The following is a 21,493-nucleotide window of genomic DNA, read 5'->3' as shown; positions in this document are numbered from 1 at the left end:
TCTCAGCGCAGGATGGTGGCGACGATCCCGGCCAGGTAGCCGAGCCGGGCCACTTCCGAAGGCCGGAATCCCGGACCGCCGGGACGGCCGAGCATGACCGCGGTGTGGTGATCGCCCAGTGGCGCGGCGGCCAGGGTGGTGTCCATGTCGCGCCACACCTGCGGCACCCAGTCCTCGGTGGCGTCGAGCGCGGCCGCCCGTTCCAGCGGCAACCACGGCGCCGACGTGGCCTGCGTCTCGGGCGCGCCATGGCTCCCGGCGATGCGTTCCACGCCGGTTTCGGTGGCGCGGACCACGACGCACCAGCTGACACGCAGAACCCGGGGCGCCTCTTCTGCGAGCACGCGCAGCCGATCGGCCTTGGCGCGTGCGGCCGCAACATGGTCGATCAACTCGAGTTCGCGATGCGCTTCCAGCAGGCCGATGTGGGGACGGATGCTGTCGACGTAGACGCCGGAGAGGTTCTCGGCGGCGGTGATCAAGGTGTCCGGCATGGAGCCCTGCGGCAGGTCGACGACCAGATCGTCGATCGCGTAGCCGGTTCCGCGCTCGACCACGTCGAGCGACAGGATGTCGGCACCGACCGAGCCGAGCGCAACGGCGAGTGAGCCGAGGCTGCCTGGTCGGTCCTCTAGCTGGACCCGCAGCAGATACGAAGACACGCGCATCACCTTCGCACAGCGGGCAGGCTGGGGCATGCCGGTGACCCGCCCGCAGTACTGCCGAGGGGAGCCCGGTTTGGTGGCTTGACTAGGCTGCTTTGTCGTGTCGAAGATCTCCCGAGACGAGGTAGCCCATCTGGCGCGTCTGGCGCGCCTGGCGCTGACCGACGACGAACTGGACAGTTACGCCGGCCAGCTGGATGCCATCCTCGGCCACGTCAGCCAGATCCAGTCCGTCGACGTCACCGGTGTGGAGCCCACAGACAACCCCCTGAAGGATGTCAACGTCAGCCGGCCCGACGTCGTCCAGCCGTGCCTGACGCAGGAGGAAGCGCTGGCCGCCGCGCCGCGCGCCGAAGACGGGCGCTTCGCCGTGCCGCGGATTCTCGGAGAGGGTGAATGACGGGCATGAGTGAGCTGACCCGCCGCGACGCGGCGACACTGGGTGCACAGATCGCGGCCAAAGAGGTCTCCTCGACCGAGGTGACCCAGGCCCACCTGGACCAGATCGCGGAGACCGACGACCGTTTCCATGCCTTCCTGCACGTGGCGGCGGATTCGGCGCTCGCCGCGGCGGCCCGTATCGACGCCGCCGTGGCCGCCGGTGAGACGCTGCCCTCGCCGTTGGCGGGGGTGCCGCTCGCGCTCAAGGACGTGTTCACCGCCACCGACATGCCGACGACCGCGGGATCCAAGATCCTCGAGGGTTGGCGTGCGCCGTACGACGCGACGGTGACCACCCGGCTGCGCGCCGCGGGCATCCCGATTCTCGGCAAGACCAACATGGACGAATTCGCCATGGGGTCGTCGACCGAGAATTCGGCCTACGGCCCGACCCATAACCCGTGGAACACCGAGCGGGTCCCCGGAGGTTCGGGCGGCGGTAGCGCTGCGGCGCTCGCCGCCTATCAGGCGCCGCTGGCCATCGGCACGGACACCGGCGGGTCGATCCGTCAGCCCGCCGCGCTCACCGCGACCGTCGGGGTGAAGCCGACATACGGCACGGTGTCGCGCTACGGCCTGATCGCCTGCGCGTCCTCCCTTGATCAGGGTGGTCCGTGCGCCCGCACGGTGCTGGACACCGCGCTGCTGCACCAGGTGATCGCCGGTCATGACTCGCGTGACTCCACCTCCGTCGACGCCCCGGTGCCCGATGTGGTCGGTGCGGCGCGGGCCGGTGCGGCGGGCGATCTCAAGGGCGTCCGGGTCGGTGTCGTCAAGCAGCTGCGCGGAGAGGGATACCAGCCCGGCGTGCTGGAGTCGTTCAATGCCGCCGTCGCTCAGCTCACCGCGCTCGGGGCGGAGGTCACCGAGGTCGACTGTCCGCACTTCGACCATGCGATGGACGCGTACTACCTGATCCTGCCGTCCGAGGTGTCGAGCAACCTGGCGCGCTTCGACGCGATGCGGTTCGGCCTGCGCGTCGGCGACGACGGCACGCACAGCGCCGAGGAAGTCATGGCGTTGACCCGCGCCGCCGGGTTCGGGCCCGAGGTCAAGCGCCGGATCATGATCGGCACCTACGCCCTGTCCGCCGGCTACTACGACGCCTACTACAACCAGGCGCAGAAGGTCCGGACGCTGATCGCCCGCGACCTCGAGCAGGCCTACCAGAATGTGGACGTCCTGGTATCTCCGGCCACACCGACCACGGCGTTCCGGTTGGGCGAGAAGGTCGATGACCCGCTGGCCATGTATCTGTTCGACCTGTGCACCCTGCCGCTGAACCTGGCCGGGCACTGCGGCATGTCGGTGCCCTCGGGCCTCTCGCCCGACGACGGTCTGCCCGTCGGTCTGCAGATCATGGCGCCTGCACTGGCAGACGATCGGCTGTACCGCGTGGGCGCTGCCTACGAGGCTGCCCGCGGCCCACTGCCCAGCGCGTTGTAACCCGGCACGCCCTCAACCACGGCACGGTTGTGTCCGGCGGGGCAAGATGGTGCGCATGCGCATCGGAGTTCTCACCGGCGGCGGTGATTGTCCTGGCCTGAACGCGGTGATCCGGGCGGTGGTGCGTACCTGCGACCAGCGCTACGGATCCTCCGTCGTCGGATTTCTCGACGGCTGGCGTGGCCTGCTGGAGGACCGTCGTATCCAGCTGGCCAACGACGATCGCAATGACCGGCTGCTGGCCAAGGGCGGCACCATGTTGGGCACCGCGCGGGTCAACCCGGACAAGCTGCGGGCCGGGCTCGACCAGATCAAGCAGACACTCGAAGACAACGGGATCGACGTGTTGATCCCGATCGGCGGCGAGGGCACCTTGACCGCCGCGCACTGGTTGTCCGAGGAGAACGTTCCGGTGGTCGGGGTGCCGAAGACCATCGACAACGACATCGACTGCACTGACGTGACGTTCGGCCACGACACGGCCCTGCAGGTGGCGACGGAAGCCATCGACCGGCTGCACAGCACCGCCGAATCGCACCAGCGCGTCATGCTGGTCGAGGTGATGGGCCGCCATGCCGGCTGGATCGCGCTGAACGCCGGGCTGGCCTCGGGTGCGCATATGACGCTGATCCCCGAGCAGCCCTTCGATGTCGAGGATGTCTGCCGGCTGGTCAAGAAGCGGTTCCAGCACGGATCGTCACACTTCATCTGCGTGGTGGCCGAGGGCGCGAAACCGGCCGAGGGCACCATGCAACTGCGCCAGGGCGGTATGGACGAGTTCGGTCACGAGAGGTTCACCGGTGTGGCGCAACAATTGGCGCTCGAGGTGGAGAAACGGATCAAGAAGGACGTCCGGGTCACCGTGCTCGGCCATGTCCAGCGCGGCGGAACCCCGACGGCGTACGACCGGGTGCTGGCCACCCGCTTCGGCGTGAATGCCGCCGATGCCGCGCACGCCGGCGAGTTCGGGATGATGGTGTCGTTGCAGGGGCAGGACATCGGCCGGGTATCGCTGGCCGATGCGACCCGCCACCTCAAACTGGTACCGCAGTCCCGTTACGACGACGCCGCCGAGTTCTTCGGCTGAGGGAATTCATGCACTCTTGAGTGCTTCGCGGCGCAGCAACTGCCACATGGACGGAGTGTCCGCTGTGGTCGAAACGGTCACGGTCGCACCGCTTTCGGGTGTTTCGGCCAGCTTCAGCAGGTAGTCGGCGAGATCGGTGCGCGAGGTGAATGCGCCCACCGGGTCGCACCGGCCGGCGATGTAGTCGGTGACGTAGGGCAGGTCGAACAGGCCCGAGGGCCGCACGATCGTCCAGTTCAATCCGCTGCCGCCCACGATGTCCTCCATGCGGCGCATGTCGGCGTAGAGGGTCCGGCCGAAGATGCGGCTGATCACGGGCTGGATCACGCGCAACGCGAACGGGGTATCGGTGCGGCCGGGGTAGTCGGCGATGGCGGTGGAGCTCACGACGGCCAGTCGGTCGACTCCGGTCTCGCGCATCGCGGTGACGATGTTCCCCACGCCGACCGAGTACGTGTCGACGGGATCCATGGTGAAGGTGACCCCCAGCGTGGACAGCACAGCGTCGGCCCCGTCGACCACGGCGCTGACCGCTGCTGCGTCGTGCACGTCGGCTTCGGCGACCGTGAGCGCGGCATCGCTGATCGGAAACTGCCCGGGGTGGCGGGTGACCGCCACGGCGGTGTGGCCGGTGTCGAGGGCGCGGCGGGTGAGCAGGCGTCCGGTTGCCCCGTTGGCGCCGAAGATGACGATTCGCATGTGGTCTCCCAAATAGTCACTAATAGTGACAATCACTCTAAATGACAATCATCGACGGTGCTAGTGTCCGCAATGTGGCTGACGAACCGATCGGTGTGTCCGCGCTCGATCAGCGCATACCGTTTCTGCTGTCCCAACTCGGCGCATATGTCGCCGAGGCGTTCAAGGCCCGGCTCGAACCGCTGGGCCTGCATCCCCGGGCCACCGCGGTCCTGCTGGCGCTGGCCGCCGCCGACGGGCAGTCGCAGCGTGAGCTCTATGAACGCCTGGGGCTGCACCGCAATGTCATGGTCACCCTGATCGACACGCTGGAAACCGAAGGTCTGGTCGAACGCCGGCCACACCCCGACGACCGGCGGGCATTCGCCGTGTCGCTGACCGGGCGGGCCCGCGAACTGCTGCCGGCGCTGGACTCGGCAGGTCGGGCGCTCGAGGACGAGGTGACCGCCCCGCTGTCCGACGAGGAACGCGAGGCGCTGCGACAGGCGTTGCGACGGCTGTCCGCCGCGGCCGGCCTGATCCCCGGCGTCCACCCCGGGCTGGCCTGAACGGGCGCCCATTAGGATCGACGCCATGTCTGTCGCTACCGCTGAACTCGTTGACTACGACGACGTCATCGCCGCCTACGAGCCCGTCATGGGCATGGAGGTGCACGTCGAGCTGTCCACGGCCACCAAGATGTTCTGCGGCTGCGCCAATCGGTTCGGTGCCGAGCCCAACACGCTGGTCTGCCCGGTGTGCCTCGGGCTGCCCGGCTCCCTGCCGGTGCTCAACGAGGCGGCCGTCGAGGCGGCGATCCGCATCGGCCTGGCGCTCAACTGCGATATCGCGCCGTGGGGCCGGTTCGCCCGGAAGAACTACTTCTACCCCGATCAGCCGAAGAACTATCAGATCTCGCAATACGACGAGCCGATCGCGATCAACGGATATCTCGACGTGCCGCTCGATGACGGCACCACCTTCCGCGTCGAGATCGAGCGTGCGCACATGGAAGAGGACACCGGCAAGCTGACGCACCTGGGCAGCGATACCGGACGCATCGCGGGGGCGACGACCTCGCTGGCCGACTTCAACCGGGCCGGCGTTCCACTGATCGAGATCGTCACCAGGCCGATCGAGGGAACCGGTGCCCGGGCACCCGAAATCGCCCGCGCCTATGTCACGGCACTGCGAGACCTGTTGCGCGGCTTGGGAGTATCGGACGTGCGCATGGATCAGGGTTCGATGCGCTGCGACTCGAACCTGTCCCTCAAGCCGGTGGGCGCCACCGAGTTCGGCACCCGCACCGAGACCAAGAACGTCAACTCGCTCAAGAGCGTCGAAGTTGCCGTCCGGTACGAGATGCGCCGTCAGGCAGCGGTTCTCAACTCCGGCGGCACCGTCACCCAGGAAACGCGGCATTTCCACGAGGATGGTTACACCTCGCCGGGGCGGAGCAAGGAAACCGCGCAGGACTACCGGTACTTTCCCGAGCCCGACCTTGAGCCGGTCGCTCCCAGCGCTGAGTTGGTCGAGCGGTTGCGCGAGACCATCCCTGAGCTTCCGTGGTTGTCGCGCAAGCGGATTCAGGAGGAGTGGGGCGTCTCCGACGAGGTGATGCGCGATCTGGTCAACGCCGGCGCGGTCGAGCTGGTGGCGGCCACCGTCTCCCATGGCGCCTCCAGTGAGGCAGCCCGTGCATGGTGGGGCAACTTCCTGGTGCAGAAGGCCAACGAAACCGAAGTGTCGGTGTCCGATCTTCTGATCACCCCGGCCCAGGTGGCTGCCGTCGTCAAACTCGTCGACGAGGGCAAGCTCTCCAACAAGCTGGCCCGCCAGGTGATCGAGGGCGTGCTCGCCGGCGAGGGCGAACCCGAGCAGGTGATGACCGACCGCGGATTGGCGCTCGAGCGCGACGATGCGGTGATCCAGACCGCTGTGGACGAGGCGCTGGCCGCCAACCCCGATGTCGTGGAGAAGATCCGGGGCGGCAAGGTTCAGGCCGCCGGCGCGATCGTCGGCGCGGTGATGAAGGCGACCAAGGGGTCCGCCGACGCCGCCCGGGTTCGTGAGCTGGTCCTGGCCGCGTGCGGCCAGAGCGGGTGACCGCTCGTCAACTCTCCGGGCCGGCGAACATCGTCATCGCCGCGGCGGCATATTGCTCGAGCCGCTCGCGCGGGTAGTTGTCCGGATCGTGCACGGCCAGGCGGCCCAACATCTCTGCGAACGAGAGCAGCGTGTGGCCGAGCAGTTCCGCGTCCAGCGCGGAAAGCCGGGGGTCGACGGCGATGCCGGCTTTCGCCATCTGCTCGACCTGCGTGAGGATCTGGTTGCGCGCATTGCGGACCGCCGCGCGATAGTCCCGCGGAGCGCTGTCAGGCACCGTCAGGATCAGTCGCCAGCGGGTCGGATTCTCCAGGACGCAGCGCAGGAAACCGGTCACCGTCGCGGTGTAGGCGTCCGTCGGGCTCGCCGCGGACAGATTGTCGGGCAGGGCGGTCAGCACCTGGCTCAGTCCATGCTGATGTTCGCGGATGAGCAAGGCGGTCACCAGCTCGGTGCGTGTCCGGAATGCGGTGTAGAGGACTGGTTTGCCGACGCCGCCGGCCTCGGCGACGGCTTCCATCCTCAGCTCGTGCAAGGGGCAGTCGTGGAGCACGGTCAGCGCTGCATCCAGGAGTTGCTCGCGCCGTTCTTCACGCGGTAGCCGCGGAGCATATCTGCGGCGCTGGCGGTCAGGCACCCGGCCAATGGTACGTGATAGACGAACCATTTCTAAGGGCAGATTATGCGCGTTGTATTCATATCGACCCTTCGGCGCAGCCGGTTCCGGTCAGGCCCGGACAGCCGACCTATTCCGAAATGGCTTGTGGCTCAGGTGTTGTCGGCATTGCTGCGCGGGAAGCCGCCGCCCTGCGGGAAGAGTGGGAACACGACGTCGTCGAAGCTCTCGGCATCTCCGGCCGTCCGGTTCACCGTCGCGCCCCACACGTTGCCGTCGGGGGAGAGCTGCAACGCCCACGCGTGACCGCGCACGTTCTCCCGAACCACCTCAGGGTCACCGGTGACCGCGCCGGTGTCGGGTGCCAGCCGTACCGCGACGGTCTTCTTGGAGTCGACCAGATTGACCAGCACGGTGCCCTCCAGGGCGGCACACCCGGCGACGCCGGGCCGGTCCGGCCAGGTCCACACCGTGGACACCTTGGAATCCTTGGTGATCCGTTGCAGTCGATCGGCGCTCGGAGTGCGGTCGGTGACGTACAGCGAGCCGTCCGACGCATCGACGCACATGGCCCCGGCGGCACCAAGGCCGCTCAGCGCCGTGGTGATCGGGGCCTGGTTGACCGTGGTGGGCTGCTCGATGCGCAGCACCTTGCCCGCCAGCGACGCGGGATCGGCGGCCAATGCGGGATCACCCGCATCGCCCGTCTGCACCAGAAGGGTGGTCTTGCTGGTGAAGGTCAGTGACCCCATGTTGCCGGTGGCGCCCTTGGGGATACCGGTGAGGATCGGTTTCGGCACGTCGCCGTCGGCGATGCGGATCACCCGGTTGTCGGTCGGTGTACTCACGTAGGCGTACATCAACCGGTCCTGGCCGTAGGTCGGTGACAAGACGATGTCCATCAGCCCACCGTCCCCGGAGGGATCGACCGGAAGCGTCACCTTCACCTTCGGTTCGGCCTTCACCGACACCTGCTTGACCGCGCCGGTGAGCCGTTCGCCGACCAAGGCGGACTGGCTGTCGGGAAGCATGATCAAACCGCTGGTGCTGTCCAGGCAGCCCTGCATCACGCCCGTCGCCTTGCATTCCTTGGGGAACGGCTTGGCCGGCAGTGGTGGCGGAGGCGGAGGTGTCGTGGTCGGACCCGGCTCCATCTTCGGTTGTGTGGTGAAAGGCTCGGACTGGGCCGCGTCGAATCGGGCGCAGCCCGAACCGACCAGCATCGCGGCGCACAGAACGGCGGCCACCCCCGTCATCCGCCGGCGCGATTTCATGCCGCCAGATTACGGATGCCTCGGCAGTACGCGCCACGTCGGGACCGCGCGCCTGGTCCATAGCAGCCCGATACCAGGCAGAAGCGCCGGGGTAAATACCCGGATCGGACCGACCTTGCACTTACCCTGGCAGCTGTGACCAGTCACCCGCAGGACCCACAAGCCTGGCAACGACCGGGTTACTCGGACGATTCCGCCAGGCCGGCCGGGGCCAGCCTGGTCGACCCAGAAGACGACCTGCCGTCGGCGACCTACGGCGGGGACTTCGAGACCACCGCGATTCCGCGGTATGACTCCAAATCGGACGACCAGTCGGCGTTCAGCATGGTCTCCGACCCTGAGCCGCTGCCGTATGCGCAACCGGGCGGACCGGCCCCGATCGGGTCCTTCTCGGCCGAACCGGCCGAGATTGAGCGCGACGAGTTGGTCGACGACCGCGTCAGGGCTGCCGGGCGGCGAGGAACCCAGGACCTCGGTCTACTGATCCTGCGCGTGGCGCTCGGTGGGCTGATGATCATCCACGGCCTGCAAAAGGCGTTCGGTTGGTGGGGCGGCCCTGGACTCGACGGGTTCAACACAACGCTGGGCGAGATGGGCTTCAAGAACGCCGACATCCTCACCTATGCCGCTACCGGGGGCCAGATCGCCGCCGGTGTCCTGCTGGTCCTGGGGCTGTTCACGCCGATCGCGGCGGCCGGCGCACTGGCCTACCTGATCAATGGAGTGCTCGCCACGGCGATGGCAGCCCATGAGCAGGCCCGGCTCTCGGAAGTCATCACCGACGGCACCGAGTACCGGTTGATCGTCGTCGTGGCCGCGGCCGCGATCATCCTGACGGGCCCGGGCCGCTACGGATTCGACGCCGGTCGAGGCTGGGCCCGGCGGCCCTTCGTCGGATCCTTCGTGGCGCTGTTGCTCGGCGTTGCCGGTGGCATCGCCATCTGGGTGCTGCTCAACGGCGGCAACCCGCTCGGCTGAAACTGAACCGTCAGGCGTACGGATTCGGTACGCGGCCGCCGCTCACCTCGGTCAGCAACGGCAAAGTCGCGAACGTCACGGCCGGCAGGCGCAGGTCGGTTCCGTCGTTCAGGTCGGCGATCGCCCACGACGACCGGTCGAATCGGAGTCCCTTGATATCGCCCCACGACACCGTGCGCCTGCGCGTGAGAGAACGTGCTGTGACGGTGTCGGTATCGGCGGTCGTGCGGTACCGAATGATGGCCGCCGACAAGGCAACCGGGATCACCAGCAGCACCGAGAACAAGGCTGGATTGCTCAGCACCAGGGTCAGTAGGCCGAGCGTCAGGAAGCCGACTGCCAGGTGCGCCATGGGCGATATCCGGATGACGACAGGGGCGGTTGCCGATCGTGCGCTCACAGGTTCATCCTTGCACCAGCCGAACACCGGCCCGCCCCATGGCCGCCCGCCGCGCGGGCCCGTCGGGGACGAATTTGACCTTTAACCTGTACGGCAGCTACCGTCAGGTGCTATGCACACCCCCGGATCGCTCGTAGTAATTGGTTGGCGCGTTGATGCCGCGCTGGCCCCCTGCCGGGCATAGCCAACCGCATCGACGCGCCACCCTCGTACAGCTACCGGCTGACGGGGGTTTTTTATTTGCCAAAAGGCGCCGCCACCAGTGAAAAAAGAGATTTCCTGAAAAGGAACGTGAATAGGACCGTGAAGAGGACATCGTGAGCGCACCGACAACGCGACCGCCAGCCCGGTCGGGAACCGCGCCTGCCAACGGCGCAACCAAGGCCAAGTCAGATTCGGCACAGCCCAATCGGGTTGCCCCCCAGCAGCTCACCGGCGCCCAAGCGGTCGTCCGGTCGCTGGAAGAGCTCGGTGTCGACGTCGTGTTCGGTATCCCCGGCGGCGCGGTCTTGCCGGTCTACGATCCGCTGTTCGACTCGCAGAAGCTACGGCACGTGCTGGTTCGCCATGAGCAGGGCGCAGGCCACGCCGCCAGCGGTTATGCCCACGCCACCGGCAAGGTCGGCGTGATGATGGCGACCTCGGGTCCGGGCGCGACCAACCTGATCACGCCCCTGGCCGACGCCCAGATGGACTCCATCCCGGTGGTGGCCATCACCGGGCAGGTGGGGCGCAGCCTGATCGGCACCGACGCCTTCCAGGAAGCCGACATCACCGGCATGACCATGCCGATCACCAAGCACAACTTCCTGGTGCGCAACGGTGACGACATCGCCCAGGTGATGGCCGAGGCCTTCCACATCGCCAGGAGCGGACGTCCCGGAGCTGTGCTCGTCGACGTTCCCAAGGACATCCTGCAGGGCCAGTGCACCTTCTCCTGGCCTCCGCAGATGGACCTGCCCGGCTACAAGCCGAACACCAAGCCGCACAGCCGTCAGGTGCGTGAGGCCGCCAAGCTGATCGCCGCGGCCGCCAAGCCGGTGCTCTATGTCGGCGGTGGTGTCATCCGCGGTGAGGCCAGTGCCGAACTGCTCGAACTGGCCGAGCTCACCGGCATCCCGGTCGTCACCACGTTGATGGCCCGCGGTGCGTTCCCCGACAGCCACCCGCAGCACCTGGGTATGCCGGGCATGCACGGCACCGTGGCCGCCGTGGGTGCGCTGCAGCGCAGCGATCTGCTGATCGCGCTGGGTACCCGGTTCGACGACCGGGTCACCGGTCAGCTGTCCACGTTCGCCCCGGACGCCAAGGTGATCCACGCCGACATCGACCCCGCCGAGATCGGCAAGAACCGGCACGCCGATGTGCCGATCGTGGGGGACGTGAAGGCCGTCATCACCGATCTGACCGAGGTGCTGCGCCGCGACGGAACCACAAGCGCCGCACTGAAACTCGACAGCTGGTGGGAGTACCTGTCCGGCCTCAAGGAGACCTACCCGCTGAGCTACGGCCCGCAGAGTGACGGCAGCCTGAGCCCTGAGTACGTCATCGAGAAGCTCGGCCAGATCGCCGGACCCGAGGCGGTGTACGTGGCCGGTGTGGGCCAGCACCAGATGTGGGCGGCGCAGTTCGTCAAATACGAGAATCCCAAAACCTGGCTGAACTCGGGCGGCCTGGGCACCATGGGCTACGCCGTCCCGGCGGCGATGGGCGCCAAATTCGCCCGCCCCGAAGCCGAGGTGTGGGCCATCGACGGTGACGGCTGCTTCCAGATGACCAACCAGGAGCTGGCCACCTGCGCCATCGAAGGTGCGCCGATCAAGGTGGCGTTGATCAACAACGGCAATCTGGGCATGGTCCGGCAGTGGCAGACGCTGTTCTACGAAAAGCGCTACAGCCAGACCGATCTGGCGACGCACTCGCGCCGGATCCCGGACTTCGTCAAGCTGGCCGAGGCGCTCGGCTGTGTCGGTCTGCGCTGCGAGCGGGCCGAGGATGTCGAGGACGTCATCAACCAGGCCCGCGCCATCAACGACCGCCCGGTCGTGATCGACTTCATCGTCGGTGCCGACGCGCAGGTGTGGCCGATGGTCGCCGCCGGCACCAGCAACGACGAGATCATGGCGGCCCACGATATCCGTCCGCTGTTCGACGAAAACGACGCCGAGGGGCATGCCTGATGAGCAACACCACCCCCACTCACACCCTTTCGGTGCTGGTCGAGGACAAGCCCGGCGTTCTCGCCAGGGTGGCCTCGCTGTTCTCGCGCCGCGGCTACAACATCCAGTCCCTGGCTGTGGGCGCCACCGAGCAGAAGCACATGTCCCGGATGACGATCGTGGTCAGTGTCGAGGAATCGCCGCTGGAGCAGATCACCAAGCAGCTCAACAAGCTGATCAACGTGATCAAGATCGTCGAGCAGGAGGATGACAACTCCGTCTCCCGCGAGCTCGCCCTGATCAAGGTGCGCGCCGACGCGAGCAACCGTGGTCAGGTCATCGAAGCGGTGAACCTGTTCCGCGCCAAGGTCGTCGATGTCTCGACAGAGTCTCTGACGGTCGAGGCGACCGGTACCCCGGAGAAGCTGGAGGCCCTGCTGCGGGTCCTGGAGCCCTACGGTATCCGCGAGATCGCACAGTCCGGCATGGTGTCGGTCTCCCGCGGACCCCGTGGTATCAGCGCAGTGAAGTAAACACGTCAAGTAGCGTTAATCGGCTGTAGAGCTAGAAAGAGAAGGATAATTTCGCATGGCAGTTGAGATGTTTTATGACGCCGACGCGGACCTGTCGATCATCCAGGGTCGCAAGGTCGCCGTCATCGGCTACGGCAGCCAGGGGCACGCGCATTCGCTGTCGCTGCGCGACTCGGGCGTCCAGGTCAAGGTCGGTCTGAAAGAGGGCTCGAAGTCCCGCGTCAAGGTCGAGGAGCAGGGCCTCGAGGTCGACACCCCGGCCGAGGTGGCCAAGTGGGCCGACGTGATCATGGTGCTCGCGCCCGACACCGCGCAGGCGGAGATCTTCAAGAACGACATCGAGCCCAACCTTGAGGACGGCAACGCGCTGTTCTTCGGCCACGGCCTCAACATCCACTTCGACCTGATCACCCCGCCGGCCAACGTCACCGTCGGCATGGTTGCCCCGAAGGGCCCCGGCCACCTGGTGCGCCGCCAGTTCGTCGACGGCAAGGGTGTGCCCTGTCTGATCGCGGTCGACCAGGATCCCAAGGGTGAGGGCCAGGCCCTGGCGCTGTCGTATGCCGCCGCCATCGGCGGTGCCCGCGCCGGTGTCATCAAGACCACCTTCAAGGAAGAGACCGAGACCGACCTGTTCGGTGAGCAGGCCGTGTTGTGCGGTGGCACCGAGGAACTGGTGAAGACCGGTTTCGAGGTCATGGTCGAGGCGGGCTACGCCCCCGAGATGGCCTACTTCGAGGTGCTGCACGAGCTCAAGCTGATCGTCGACCTGATGTACGAGGGCGGCATCGCCCGCATGAACTACTCGGTGTCCGACACCGCGGAGTTCGGCGGCTATCTGTCCGGACCGCGGGTCATCGACGCCGGTACCAAAGAGCGGATGAAGGACATTCTCAAGGACATCCAGGACGGCACCTTCGTCAAGCGCCTGGTCGCCAACGTCGAGGGCGGCAACAAGGAGCTCGAGGGCCTGCGCAAGGCCAACGCCGAGCACCCCATCGAGGTCACCGGCAAGAAGCTGCGCGACCTGATGAGCTGGGTCGACCGGCCGATCACCGAAACGGCCTAAATTTCCGACGCCGACTGGCCAGTTGTTGCACGCGAACCACGAAAAAGCGTGCGATAACTGGCCTTTCGGCTTTCTAAATGATCGTGTAACCCATGGCGGCCAGCGTGCGGACCACACTTCGGCCGTCGGCGCTGCCCGGAAGCTTCTCGGTGCTGTCGATCTGCAGGCCTTCGCCGACCACGCCGTAGAGCTCGGTCGATACCGGGTCGTCGGGCTCGGGCGGTTCGATCCGGCCGTCGGGGTAGATGCACTGCGCGCGCATGGCCCACAGCTGCTGGGAAGCGGCGACGACGTTGTAGCCGTGCAGCGGCGGGCTCACGTGATAGAGATCCATGTCGCCCACCGCGAACAATTTCATGATCGGATCGGTGTGGGGGACCGAACCCACCAGCCGCGCGATGCCACTGTTCACCGCTCAAATCTAAGCGATCCGGGTAAGGCCGCAGCGCAGCAGTTTTCGTCAGATCGGGCGGCGCTGCCTATGCGCGCAGCCGTGCTGCCACACTGACCACTCGACGGGCCAGGTGATCCAGTGCGTCGTAGGTGGCGTCATCGAACTCGCCGATGTTGTCGTGGTTGGCGATCAGACTCGCGCCGTACGGGTTGCCGTCGACGAACTTGAGCGGGTCGGTGTAGCCCGGCGGCACGATGATCCCACCCCAGTGCATCAGCGTCACGTACAGCGTCAACAGCGTGGTCTCCTGCCCGCCGTGTGCGGTGTTGGTCGAGGTGAACCCCGCATAGACCTTGTCGGCGAGCTTGCCCTGCGACCACAGGCCGCCGAGTGAGTCCAGAAACGCACGCAATTGCGAAGCGACAGAACCGAACCGGGTGGGGGAGCCGAAGATCACCGCATCCGCCCACACGATGTCGTCACCGGTGGCGCTCGGTTGATCCTTGGTGGCTTGGTAATTGGCGGTCCAGGCCGGGTTGTGGGCGAAGGACTCCGGATCGGCGGTCTCGGCGACGGGCCGCAACCGCACCTCGGCGCCGGCCGCCTCGGCAGCGGCGGTGACCCGCTGAGCCATCGTGGTGCCGTGGCCGGTCGCGGAGTAGTAGATGACGGCGACCTTGGGTCCGGAGTTGCTCATGGCGCCAGCTTAGGCAGGTCCGTGATGCCGAACTCGCGTTTCAGTACGGTGCGAGCCGCGTAGAAGCCGGCCATACCGTGCACGCCGCCGCCGGGCGGGGTGGCCGACGAGCACAGGTAGGCCTTCGGCATCGGTGTGGTCCAGGGATCGAACCGGGGCGTGGGGCCCAGCAGCGCACTGGCCATGTTGTTGGCGCCGACGCCGATGTCGCCGCCCACCAGATTGGCGTTGTGCTCGTCCATCCGCGACGCGGGCACACTGCGTACGGCGACAACCAGATCGCGAAAGCCCGGCGCGAACCGTTCGAAGATCCCGGTCACGGTCTCGGCCAGGTCCAGCGTGGAGTTGTTGGGTACGTGGACGTAGGTCCACAGCGGGCGGCGACCGGCGTCGTCGATGCGCGACGGGTCGGCGATATGGGGGAGTGCGGCCAGCACCATGGGCCATTCGGCGTGGCGCCCCGCGGCGATCTCGGACTCGGCCGATGCCATCTGCGCCCGGCTGCCGCCCAGGTGCAATGTCGGCGCCTGCGCCAGACGCGGGTCACGCCATGGGATGTCGCCGCTCAACACGAAATCGACCTTCGCCACCCCCGGCCCGTACGTATAGCGGCTCAGCGCCCGGGCATAGCGCGCCGGCAGGGCCTTGCCGTAGATCGCCAGGAGGGCGGTGGGTGCGGTGTCGTAGATGACGACGCCGCCCGGTGGTTCGACGACCTCCTGTCCGACGATCAGTTCACCGCCGTGTGCGGTGAGGTCGGCGAGCAACGTGTCGGGGATGGCTTGGGAACCGCCGATGGGAATCGGCCATCCCACCGCATGTCCCAGAGTGGCCAGCATCAACCCCGCGCCTCCCGAAACCAGGGACGGCATGGTTGAAATCGTGTGCGCGGCAACACCACTGAACAGGGCTCGGGCGTCCTCGCCCGCCAGTGACCGCCACAGCGGCGTGCCCTGGGCCAGAAGCCGGGGGCCCAACTTCAAGGCGGCCGGGACCGACGGAGGCAGGGACCGTTTGTCGCCGAGAATGAGGCCCACCACGCCATCACAGTCGGCGGCCAGCGGTCCGAGCAGGCGTCGCCAGGAATCTCCGTGGTCCAATTCATCGCAGGTGCGCTCGATGTCGCGGTAGCCGACCGCGGCGGGCCGGTCGGTCAGCGGGCTCGCGTACGAGATTTCGGGGACGGCCAGCCGCACCCCGCGGGCCCGCAGGTCGTAGGCGGCGAAGAACGGCGAGGCCAGCGCCAGCGGATGCACGGCCGAACAGAGGTCGTGGCTGACCCCGGGAAACTCGGGGTCGGGCAGGGTGCGGGCGCCGCCACCCGGCGTCGGCTGGGCCTCGATCACGCGCACCGAAAGTCCGGCCCGGGCGCAGATGACAGCGGCGGACAGCCCGTTGGGGCCGCTGCCGACGATGGTGACGTCCACGCCCATCAGTACACCGCACGCGGTTCGGCTGTGGTAGAGCGCACACACTAGGCTGTCCGCGTGAGTCTTCCCGTTGTTTTGATTGCCGACAAGCTCGCGGAATCGACCGTCGCCGCGCTCGGTGACCAGGTAGAGGTCAGGTGGGTCGACGGTCCGGACCGCGAGAAGCTGCTCGCTGCCGTGCCGGAAGCCGATGCGCTTCTGGTGCGTTCCGCCACCACGGTCGACGCCGAGGTCATCGCCGCCGCCCCCAAACTCAAGATCGTCGCCCGCGCGGGCGTCGGCCTGGACAACGTCGATGTCGACGCCGCGACCGCGCGCGGGGTGCTGGTGGTCAACGCGCCCACGTCGAACATCCACAGCGCCGCAGAACATGCCATCGCCCTGCTGCTGTCCACGGCCCGCCAGATTCCCTCCGCCGACGCGACCCTGCGTGAGCACACCTGGAAGCGGTCGTCGTTCTCGGGCGTCGAGATCTTCGACAAGACCGTCGGCGTCGTCGGCCTGGGCCGCATCGGCCAGCTGGTCGCTCAGCGTCTTGCTGCCTTCGGCGCGCACATCGTCGCGTACGACCCCTATGTCTCGCAGGCCCGCGCCGCCCAGCTGGGTATCGAGCTGCTGCCGCTGGACGAGCTGCTCGGCCGCGCGGACTTCATCTCGGTGCACCTGCCCAAGACCAAGGAGACCGCGGGTCTGCTCGGCAAGGAGAACCTGGCCAAGACCAAGCCGGGCGTCATCATCGTCAACGCCGCCCGCGGCGGCCTGATCGACGAGCAGGCCCTGGCCGATGCGATCAACAGCGGCCACGTGCGCGCTGCCGGTCTCGACGTCTTCTCGACCGAACCGTGCACCGACAGCCCGCTGTTCGAGCTGCCTCAGGTCGTCGTGACACCGCACCTGGGTGCCTCGACCGCCGAGGCGCAGGACCGGGCCGGCACCGATGTGGCCGCCAGCGTGAAGCTCGCCCTGGCCGGCGAATTCGTGCCGGACGCCGTCAACGTCGGCGGCGGAGCCGTCGGCGAAGAGGTCGCGCCCTGGCTGGACCTGGTGCGCAAACTCGGTCTGCTCGTCGGCGCGCTGTCCGATGCGGCTCCGGTGTCGCTGTCCGTGCAGGTGCGCGGCGAGCTGGCTTCCGAGGACGTCGAGATCCTGAAGCTGTCAGCGCTGCGCGGATTGTTCTCCGCCGTGGTCGACGAACAGGTGACGTTCGTCAACGCCCCGACGCTGGCCACCGACCGGGGAGTGGCGTCTGAGATCAGCACCGCCACCGAGAGCCCCAACCACCGCAGCGTGGTCGACGTCCGCGCCGTGCACGCCGACGGCAGCTCACTGAATGTGGCCGGCACCCTGTCGGGCCCCCAGCTGGTCGAGAAGATCGTCCAGATCAACGGACGCAACTTCGACCTTCGGGCCGAGGGTTACAACCTCATCGTCAACTACAACGATCAGCCGGGAGCGCTCGGCAAGATCGGCACCCTGCTCGGCGGCGCGAACGTCAACATCCTGGCCGCACAGTTGAGCCAGGATGTCGACGGTGACAGCGCCATCGTGATGCTGCGCCTCGACACCGATGTGCCCGAAGACGTGCGCGCCGCGATCTCTGCCGCGGTCGACGCCACGACGCTGGAAGTGGTCGACCTGTCATGAAACTCGCTGTTATCGCCGGTGACGGCATCGGTCCGGAGGTCATCGCCGAGGCACTGAAAGTGCTCGACGCGGTCCTGCCCGGTGTGGACCGGACCGAATACGACCTGGGCGCGCGGCGCTACCACGCGACCGGCGAGACTCTGCCGGAAGGCTTCGTCGACGAGCTCAAGGGCTACGACGCAATCCTGTTGGGCGCCATCGGTGATCCCTCGGTGCCCAGCGGTGTGCTCGAGCGCGGACTGCTGCTGAACATGCGGTTCGCATTGGACCACCACGTGAACCTGCGGCCGTCGAAGTTGTTCGCCGGCGTTTCCAGCCCGCTGGCCGGCAACCCGGAGATCGACTTCGTGGTGGTGCGCGAAGGCACCGAAGGTCCCTACACCGGAACCGGTGGCGCGATCCGGGTGGACACTCCGCACGAGGTCGCCACCGAGGTGTCCACCAACACCCGCTTCGGTGTGGAACGAGTGGTGCGCTACGCCTTCGAGTTGGCGCAGCGCAGGCCTCGCCATCACCTCACCCTGGTGCACAAGAACAACGTGCTGGCGTTTGCCGGCTCGCTGTGGAAGCGCACCGTCGACGAGATCGGTGCGGATTACCCGGACGTCGAGACTGCCTACCAGCACATCGATGCCGCGACCATCCACATGGTCACCGACCCCGGCCGGTTCGACGTGATCGTCACCGACAATCTGTTCGGCGACATCATCACCGATTTGGCGGCCGCGGTGTCCGGCGGTATCGGCCTGGCCGCCTCGGGCAATATCGATGCGACGGGCACCAACCCGTCCATGTTCGAGCCCGTGCACGGCAGCGCACCCGACATTGCCGGGCAGGGGATCGCCGATCCGACCGCCGCCGTGATGAGCGTGGCGCTGCTGCTCAACCACATCGGCGAAACCGACGCCGCCGCGCGGGTCGACAAGGCCGTCAGCGAGCACCTGGCTACCCGCGGCGATGTCACGCTCTCGACCAGCGAGGTCGGCGAGCGGATCGTTTCGCTGCTGTAGGTTTTTCGCGTCGAGCGTGCGGTGAGAGCGGGATTTCTGGCATTCCGGTGCGCTCAGCGCACCCTCGACGGTTGTGGTGGGCGCGGCATCACATGGGGAACGAGGACTGTCCGACGAATCCGAAATCCGCTACGAGTGCGTGCCCGCTGATGGTCGCCGCGGCAGGTGAGGCGAGGAAAGTCAGGTAGCGGGCGATGTCCTCGGGCTCGTGGATCGGGTAACGGTCGCCGAGATCGGCGTCGTCGGGCAAGCCGATGTCGTTCTTGGGCATTCGAGTGTTCACCACACTGGGGCACACGCAATTCACCCGGATGCCGTCGGCCCGGAGGTCGACGGCCATGGCATTGACCATCATGATCAGCGCACCTTTGGAGGCGCAGTACGGTACGTGCAGCGGTGAGGCGACCAGTGCGGAATCCGAGGCGACGATGGTGACCGAAGCTTTCGAGCTGAGCCGCAGGAACGGGAGCGCGTGCTTGACCGGCAGCCATTGGCCCTTCACGTTGATATCGAACATCCGGTCCCAATCGCCGGTGCTGATCTCGTCGATCGATCTGCCGTAGAGCCCGGAGATGCCGGCACACAGCACCAGTGAGTCGAGGCTGCCGAGTTCGTGGGCGGTTGTCGCGATGGCATCGGCCACCGACTCCTCATCGCTCACATCTGCCTGTACGGCAACGGCTTCGGCGCCGTGTGCGGTCAGTTCGGCGACGGTGGCCCGGGCGGACTCGATGTGGATGTCGGCGACGGCGACGGCCGCGCCTTCGGCTGCGAGCGCCAGTGCCGTACAGCGTCCGATCCCGGTGCCTCCGCCGGTGACGAAGGCAACGGAGTCGCGCAGGCCGGTATCCATGTGAATTCCCTTCAGTTGTTGATCAGTTGTGGAGCCGGGCGCGCCAGTACTGCACGCTTTCGCGCAACTCGTCCAGAACGGTCTGGTCGGGATATTCATTCGAATGGATGATCTCGAAAAACAGGTGGACATCACCGTTCCAGCCGGACAACTTGGCCAGCACGGCATCTCGGTCGACGGTGCCTGCGGCATTGGCCGCCGCGGTGAACGGGCCGTGGTGGTCCGCACCGACGGGTGACTGCTGCAACTGCACCACCGGGGTGTTCACCCACTTCTCGTCCAGCCACGCGAGGGGGTCGGCACTGGGTGTGCCGGGCGTCAGCGACGACGGATGCCCCAGGTCCAGGCACAGCCGCCACGGCACAGCGGTACCGGCGAGTTCGGTCTCGATGGCGTGTGCCTCGTCGATGCTGTGGCCGTACTCCCTTGCGACAGCGAGATTTTCGAACTGCAGATGGTCGAGCCCGGCGTCGGCGGCGGACTCGGCGAGTTCCCGCATCAGGTCCAGCTCGGTGGCGATGAGAGTTTTCGACAGCGTGGGATCGGCGGCCGCCGATACCGACAGTGCACCGATGTGCCCGCCGAGTCCGGTTGCCCCGACCGCCGCGGTGAAGGCGATCATCTCCCGATACCAGTCGAAGGCCGCGGCGCGGTCGTACGGGTCCTCGGAGAGCAACAGAGGGGAGGAGTAGGCGGCCAGCCCGGTGAACACGCTGTGGATGGTGATACCGAATTCGTCGGCGGTGGTGCGGACCCGTTCGGCGTATCGGCGGATCGCGTCCTTGCTCAGGCCGAACGGCACCAGATCCAAGCTGAGCTGCACGGTGTCGAGGCCCAGCTCCTCGGTGACGATGCGGGCCCACGCCGCCGGTTGCGGCCAGCGTTTGACCGCGAAGCACGTGTTGATTCCGAGGATCAGGTCGGGTCCGCCGGCGGATGTGGTTGTCATCTCAGTTGATTCGCTTTCCGGTCGAATGATCGAAGAAGTGTCCGCTGTCGGGCCGGATCTGGAGGCTCACCGGTGCACCAGGGGTCACGCCACCGAGTCGGCTGACCTCGGTGACCGCCGTCAGCTCGACATCGCCTGCAGCGACGGTGACGATGGCGCGCGGCCCAAGCAGTTCCACCAGAGTCACGGTGGCGGTGGCGTCAGGCTCCGGGGTGAGCAGTAGATCGTCGGGACGCACGCCGAGGATGACCGGACCGGTACACGGTGCGGTGAGGTCGAGCTGCAGACCGGATTCGCTTCGGAATGAGCCGGTTTCATTGGCACCCGGGATCAGGTTCATTTTCGGTGAACCGACGAACGTGGCGACGAATGTGTCCGCCGGCTTCGAGTACACCTCCAACGGAGTGCCTGCCTGTGCCACGCCGCCCTCCCGCATCACCACCATGCGGTCCGACAGCGTCATCGCCTCTTCCTGGTCATGGGTGACATAGAACGAGGTGATGCCCAGCCGGCGCTGGATGTGTAGCAGTTCGGTGCGGGTCTCCACCCGCAGCTTGGCGTCCAGGTTGCTCAGTGGTTCGTCGAACAGGAACACCGAGGGTTCGCGGACGATGGCACGGGCGATGGCGACCCGCTGCTGCTGACCACCGCTGAGGTCCTTGGGTCGCCGGTTGAGCAGATTGCCGAGGCCGATCGATTCGGCGACCTCGGTGGCGCGGCGGTGCGCTTCGGCCTTCTTGACCTTCTTGGCCCGCAACGGGAAGGCGATGTTGTTCAGTACGTTCAGGTGTGGGTACAGCGCGTAGTTCTGGAACACCATCGCGATATCCCGGTCCCTGGTGTCCACGTGTGTGACATTGCGCTCGCCGATGAAGATGTCACCGGAACTGATCTGTTCCAGGCCCGCCAGCATGCGCAGGGATGTCGACTTCCCGCATCCCGACGGACCCACCAGGACCGTCATCGAGCCATCCGGCAGGTCGAGGTTGAGTTTGTCGACGATGCGTAGGTGACCGTAGTCCTTGCACACATCGCGAAAGGTGATAGTTGCCATGGGATCTCCA

The 21,493-nt window shown here is 67.0% G+C and carries 22 protein-coding genes; 11 read left to right on the top strand and 11 right to left on the bottom strand.

Annotated elements, in window-relative coordinates; genetic code table 11:
- Nucleotides 1–2 precede the first annotated feature (2 nt).
- Entirely contained in the window at nucleotides 3–662 is a 660-nt protein-coding gene (locus tag H977_RS0130565) for an ACT domain-containing protein (protein WP_029111423.1), read from the bottom strand.
- Between the two features lie 103 nt (nucleotides 663–765).
- Between H977_RS0130565 and gatC the strand changes: the two genes are divergently transcribed.
- The 3 genes from gatC to H977_RS0130550 are packed head-to-tail and all read left to right on the top strand — an operon-like array spanning nucleotide 766 to nucleotide 3,639.
- The gene (gatC, locus tag H977_RS0130560) at nucleotides 766–1,065 is read left to right on the top strand and encodes an Asp-tRNA(Asn)/Glu-tRNA(Gln) amidotransferase subunit GatC (protein ID WP_019343142.1); all 300 of its coding nucleotides are present in this window, start codon (nucleotides 766–768) and stop codon (nucleotides 1,063–1,065) included.
- A 5-nt stretch (nucleotides 1,066–1,070) separates the two neighbouring features.
- Nucleotides 1,071–2,552 (top strand): Asp-tRNA(Asn)/Glu-tRNA(Gln) amidotransferase subunit GatA, encoded by a 1,482-nt coding sequence (gatA, locus tag H977_RS0130555; protein ID WP_029111422.1) that lies wholly within the window; start codon nucleotides 1,071–1,073, stop codon nucleotides 2,550–2,552.
- Between the two features lie 55 nt (nucleotides 2,553–2,607).
- Nucleotides 2,608–3,639 carry an ATP-dependent 6-phosphofructokinase gene (locus tag H977_RS0130550; protein WP_029111421.1) on the top strand — a complete coding sequence of 344 codons (1,032 nt, stop codon included), beginning with the start codon at nucleotides 2,608–2,610 and terminating at the stop codon, nucleotides 3,637–3,639.
- Nucleotides 3,640–3,645: 6 nt separating this feature from the next.
- On the opposite strand, the gene H977_RS0130545 is transcribed toward H977_RS0130550, so the two are convergent.
- Nucleotides 3,646–4,338 (bottom strand): NAD(P)-dependent oxidoreductase, encoded by a 693-nt coding sequence (locus H977_RS0130545; protein ID WP_029111420.1) that lies wholly within the window; start codon nucleotides 4,336–4,338, stop codon nucleotides 3,646–3,648.
- 74 nt (nucleotides 4,339–4,412) lie between these two features.
- Between H977_RS0130545 and H977_RS0130540 the strand changes: the two genes are divergently transcribed.
- Together H977_RS0130540 and gatB are read left to right on the top strand one after the other, a co-directional pair.
- A complete protein-coding gene (locus H977_RS0130540) occupies nucleotides 4,413–4,886 on the top strand; it encodes a MarR family winged helix-turn-helix transcriptional regulator (protein WP_029111419.1) in 474 nt (157 codons plus the stop codon).
- Between the two features lie 25 nt (nucleotides 4,887–4,911).
- Entirely contained in the window at nucleotides 4,912–6,423 is a 1,512-nt protein-coding gene (gatB, locus tag H977_RS0130535; RefSeq protein ID WP_029111418.1) for an Asp-tRNA(Asn)/Glu-tRNA(Gln) amidotransferase subunit GatB, read from the top strand.
- A gap of 7 nt (nucleotides 6,424–6,430) precedes the next feature.
- On the opposite strand, the gene H977_RS0130530 is transcribed toward gatB, so the two are convergent.
- Both H977_RS0130530 and H977_RS0130525 read right to left on the bottom strand, forming a co-directional pair.
- Nucleotides 6,431–7,090: a TetR/AcrR family transcriptional regulator gene (locus H977_RS0130530; RefSeq protein ID WP_051289239.1), complete on the bottom strand. Its 660-nt coding sequence runs from the start codon at nucleotides 7,088–7,090 to the stop codon at nucleotides 6,431–6,433.
- Nucleotides 7,091–7,191: 101 nt separating this feature from the next.
- On the bottom strand, nucleotides 7,192–8,313 hold the full coding sequence (locus H977_RS0130525; protein WP_029111416.1) for a PQQ-dependent sugar dehydrogenase: 1,122 nt from the start codon (nucleotides 8,311–8,313) through the stop codon (nucleotides 7,192–7,194).
- A gap of 135 nt (nucleotides 8,314–8,448) precedes the next feature.
- Here H977_RS0130525 and H977_RS0130520 point away from each other — a divergent pair, with 135 nt between their 5' ends.
- Nucleotides 8,449–9,291 carry a DoxX family protein gene (locus H977_RS0130520; RefSeq protein ID WP_029111415.1) on the top strand — a complete coding sequence of 281 codons (843 nt, stop codon included), beginning with the start codon at nucleotides 8,449–8,451 and terminating at the stop codon, nucleotides 9,289–9,291.
- A gap of 10 nt (nucleotides 9,292–9,301) precedes the next feature.
- Here the strand turns inward: H977_RS0130520 and H977_RS0130515 are convergent, their stop codons facing one another.
- Nucleotides 9,302–9,643, bottom strand: coding sequence for a PH domain-containing protein (locus tag H977_RS0130515; protein ID WP_051289237.1), 342 nt, complete (start codon nucleotides 9,641–9,643; stop codon nucleotides 9,302–9,304).
- A 365-nt stretch (nucleotides 9,644–10,008) separates the two neighbouring features.
- Here H977_RS0130515 and H977_RS0130510 point away from each other — a divergent pair, with 365 nt between their 5' ends.
- The 3 genes from H977_RS0130510 (at nucleotide 10,009) to ilvC (ending at nucleotide 13,452) form a co-directional block, all read left to right on the top strand.
- Nucleotides 10,009–11,871 (top strand): acetolactate synthase large subunit, encoded by a 1,863-nt coding sequence (locus H977_RS0130510; protein ID WP_029111413.1) that lies wholly within the window; start codon nucleotides 10,009–10,011, stop codon nucleotides 11,869–11,871.
- Nucleotides 11,871–12,383: an acetolactate synthase small subunit gene (ilvN, locus tag H977_RS0130505; protein ID WP_019343133.1), complete on the top strand. Its 513-nt coding sequence runs from the start codon at nucleotides 11,871–11,873 to the stop codon at nucleotides 12,381–12,383. Before H977_RS0130510 ends, ilvN begins: the two co-directional genes overlap by 1 nt.
- A gap of 67 nt (nucleotides 12,384–12,450) precedes the next feature.
- Nucleotides 12,451–13,452, top strand: coding sequence for a ketol-acid reductoisomerase (gene ilvC / locus H977_RS0130500; protein ID WP_196808366.1), 1,002 nt, complete (start codon nucleotides 12,451–12,453; stop codon nucleotides 13,450–13,452).
- A gap of 73 nt (nucleotides 13,453–13,525) precedes the next feature.
- Here the strand turns inward: ilvC and H977_RS0130495 are convergent, their stop codons facing one another.
- The 3 genes from H977_RS0130495 to H977_RS0130485 all read right to left on the bottom strand — a co-directional run bounded on the left by H977_RS0130495 (nucleotide 13,526) and on the right by H977_RS0130485 (nucleotide 15,970).
- Entirely contained in the window at nucleotides 13,526–13,864 is a 339-nt protein-coding gene (locus H977_RS0130495) for a hypothetical protein (protein WP_029111411.1), read from the bottom strand.
- Nucleotides 13,865–13,931: 67 nt separating this feature from the next.
- Nucleotides 13,932–14,543 carry an NAD(P)H:quinone oxidoreductase gene (gene wrbA, locus H977_RS0130490; RefSeq protein WP_029111410.1) on the bottom strand — a complete coding sequence of 204 codons (612 nt, stop codon included), beginning with the start codon at nucleotides 14,541–14,543 and terminating at the stop codon, nucleotides 13,932–13,934.
- A complete protein-coding gene (locus H977_RS0130485; RefSeq protein ID WP_029111409.1) occupies nucleotides 14,540–15,970 on the bottom strand; it encodes a phytoene desaturase family protein in 1,431 nt (476 codons plus the stop codon). The genes wrbA and H977_RS0130485 overlap by 4 nt, the downstream gene beginning before the upstream one ends.
- Nucleotides 15,971–16,030: 60 nt before the next feature.
- On the opposite strand from H977_RS0130485, the gene serA reads away from it, so the two are divergent.
- Together serA and H977_RS0130475 are read left to right on the top strand one after the other, a co-directional pair.
- Nucleotides 16,031–17,617 (top strand): phosphoglycerate dehydrogenase, encoded by a 1,587-nt coding sequence (gene serA, locus H977_RS0130480; RefSeq protein ID WP_029111408.1) that lies wholly within the window; start codon nucleotides 16,031–16,033, stop codon nucleotides 17,615–17,617.
- Nucleotides 17,614–18,627 (top strand): 3-isopropylmalate dehydrogenase, encoded by a 1,014-nt coding sequence (locus H977_RS0130475; protein WP_029111407.1) that lies wholly within the window; start codon nucleotides 17,614–17,616, stop codon nucleotides 18,625–18,627. Before serA ends, H977_RS0130475 begins: the two co-directional genes overlap by 4 nt.
- Nucleotides 18,628–18,715: 88 nt before the next feature.
- Here the strand turns inward: H977_RS0130475 and H977_RS0130470 are convergent, their stop codons facing one another.
- Genes H977_RS0130470 through H977_RS0130460 form a run of 3 tightly spaced genes read right to left on the bottom strand, consistent with a single transcriptional unit; the run spans nucleotide 18,716 to nucleotide 21,483 of the window.
- Nucleotides 18,716–19,480, bottom strand: a complete 765-nt coding sequence (locus H977_RS0130470) for an SDR family NAD(P)-dependent oxidoreductase (protein ID WP_029111406.1) — start codon at nucleotides 19,478–19,480, stop codon at nucleotides 18,716–18,718.
- Between the two features lie 22 nt (nucleotides 19,481–19,502).
- Nucleotides 19,503–20,429 (bottom strand): sugar phosphate isomerase/epimerase family protein, encoded by a 927-nt coding sequence (locus tag H977_RS34600; protein WP_051289235.1) that lies wholly within the window; start codon nucleotides 20,427–20,429, stop codon nucleotides 19,503–19,505.
- 1 nt (nucleotide 20,430) lies between these two features.
- Nucleotides 20,431–21,483 carry an ABC transporter ATP-binding protein gene (locus H977_RS0130460; RefSeq protein ID WP_029111405.1) on the bottom strand — a complete coding sequence of 351 codons (1,053 nt, stop codon included), beginning with the start codon at nucleotides 21,481–21,483 and terminating at the stop codon, nucleotides 20,431–20,433.
- Nucleotides 21,484–21,493 lie beyond the last annotated feature (10 nt).

The sequence above is a fragment of the Mycobacterium sp. URHD0025 genome (assembly GCF_000426065.1).
GTDB lineage: Bacteria > Actinomycetota > Actinomycetes > Mycobacteriales > Mycobacteriaceae > Mycobacterium.
Note: the sequence above shows the minus strand (reverse complement) of the source record. Positions and strands in the feature narration are given on the sequence as shown.

Coding starts and splice junctions, on each gene's coding strand:
- gatA (WP_029111422.1), top strand. CDS start 1,071: ATGAGTGAGCTGACCCGCCGCGACGCGGCGACACTGGGTGCACAGATC.
- H977_RS0130550 (WP_029111421.1), top strand. CDS start 2,608: ATGCGCATCGGAGTTCTCACCGGCGGCGGTGATTGTCCTGGCCTGAAC.
- H977_RS0130545 (WP_029111420.1), bottom strand. CDS start 4,338: ATGCGAATCGTCATCTTCGGCGCCAACGGGGCAACCGGACGCCTGCTC.
- gatB (WP_029111418.1), top strand. CDS start 4,912: ATGTCTGTCGCTACCGCTGAACTCGTTGACTACGACGACGTCATCGCC.
- H977_RS0130530 (WP_051289239.1), bottom strand. CDS start 7,090: ATGGTTCGTCTATCACGTACCATTGGCCGGGTGCCTGACCGCCAGCGC.
- H977_RS0130525 (WP_029111416.1), bottom strand. CDS start 8,313: ATGAAATCGCGCCGGCGGATGACGGGGGTGGCCGCCGTTCTGTGCGCC.
- H977_RS0130515 (WP_051289237.1), bottom strand. CDS start 9,643: ATGGCGCACCTGGCAGTCGGCTTCCTGACGCTCGGCCTACTGACCCTG.
- ilvN (WP_019343133.1), top strand. CDS start 11,871: ATGAGCAACACCACCCCCACTCACACCCTTTCGGTGCTGGTCGAGGAC.
- ilvC (WP_196808366.1), top strand. CDS start 12,451: ATGTTTTATGACGCCGACGCGGACCTGTCGATCATCCAGGGTCGCAAG.
- wrbA (WP_029111410.1), bottom strand. CDS start 14,543: ATGAGCAACTCCGGACCCAAGGTCGCCGTCATCTACTACTCCGCGACC.
- H977_RS0130475 (WP_029111407.1), top strand. CDS start 17,614: ATGAAACTCGCTGTTATCGCCGGTGACGGCATCGGTCCGGAGGTCATC.
- H977_RS0130470 (WP_029111406.1), bottom strand. CDS start 19,480: ATGGATACCGGCCTGCGCGACTCCGTTGCCTTCGTCACCGGCGGAGGC.
- H977_RS34600 (WP_051289235.1), bottom strand. CDS start 20,429: ATGACAACCACATCCGCCGGCGGACCCGACCTGATCCTCGGAATCAAC.
- H977_RS0130460 (WP_029111405.1), bottom strand. CDS start 21,483: ATGGCAACTATCACCTTTCGCGATGTGTGCAAGGACTACGGTCACCTA.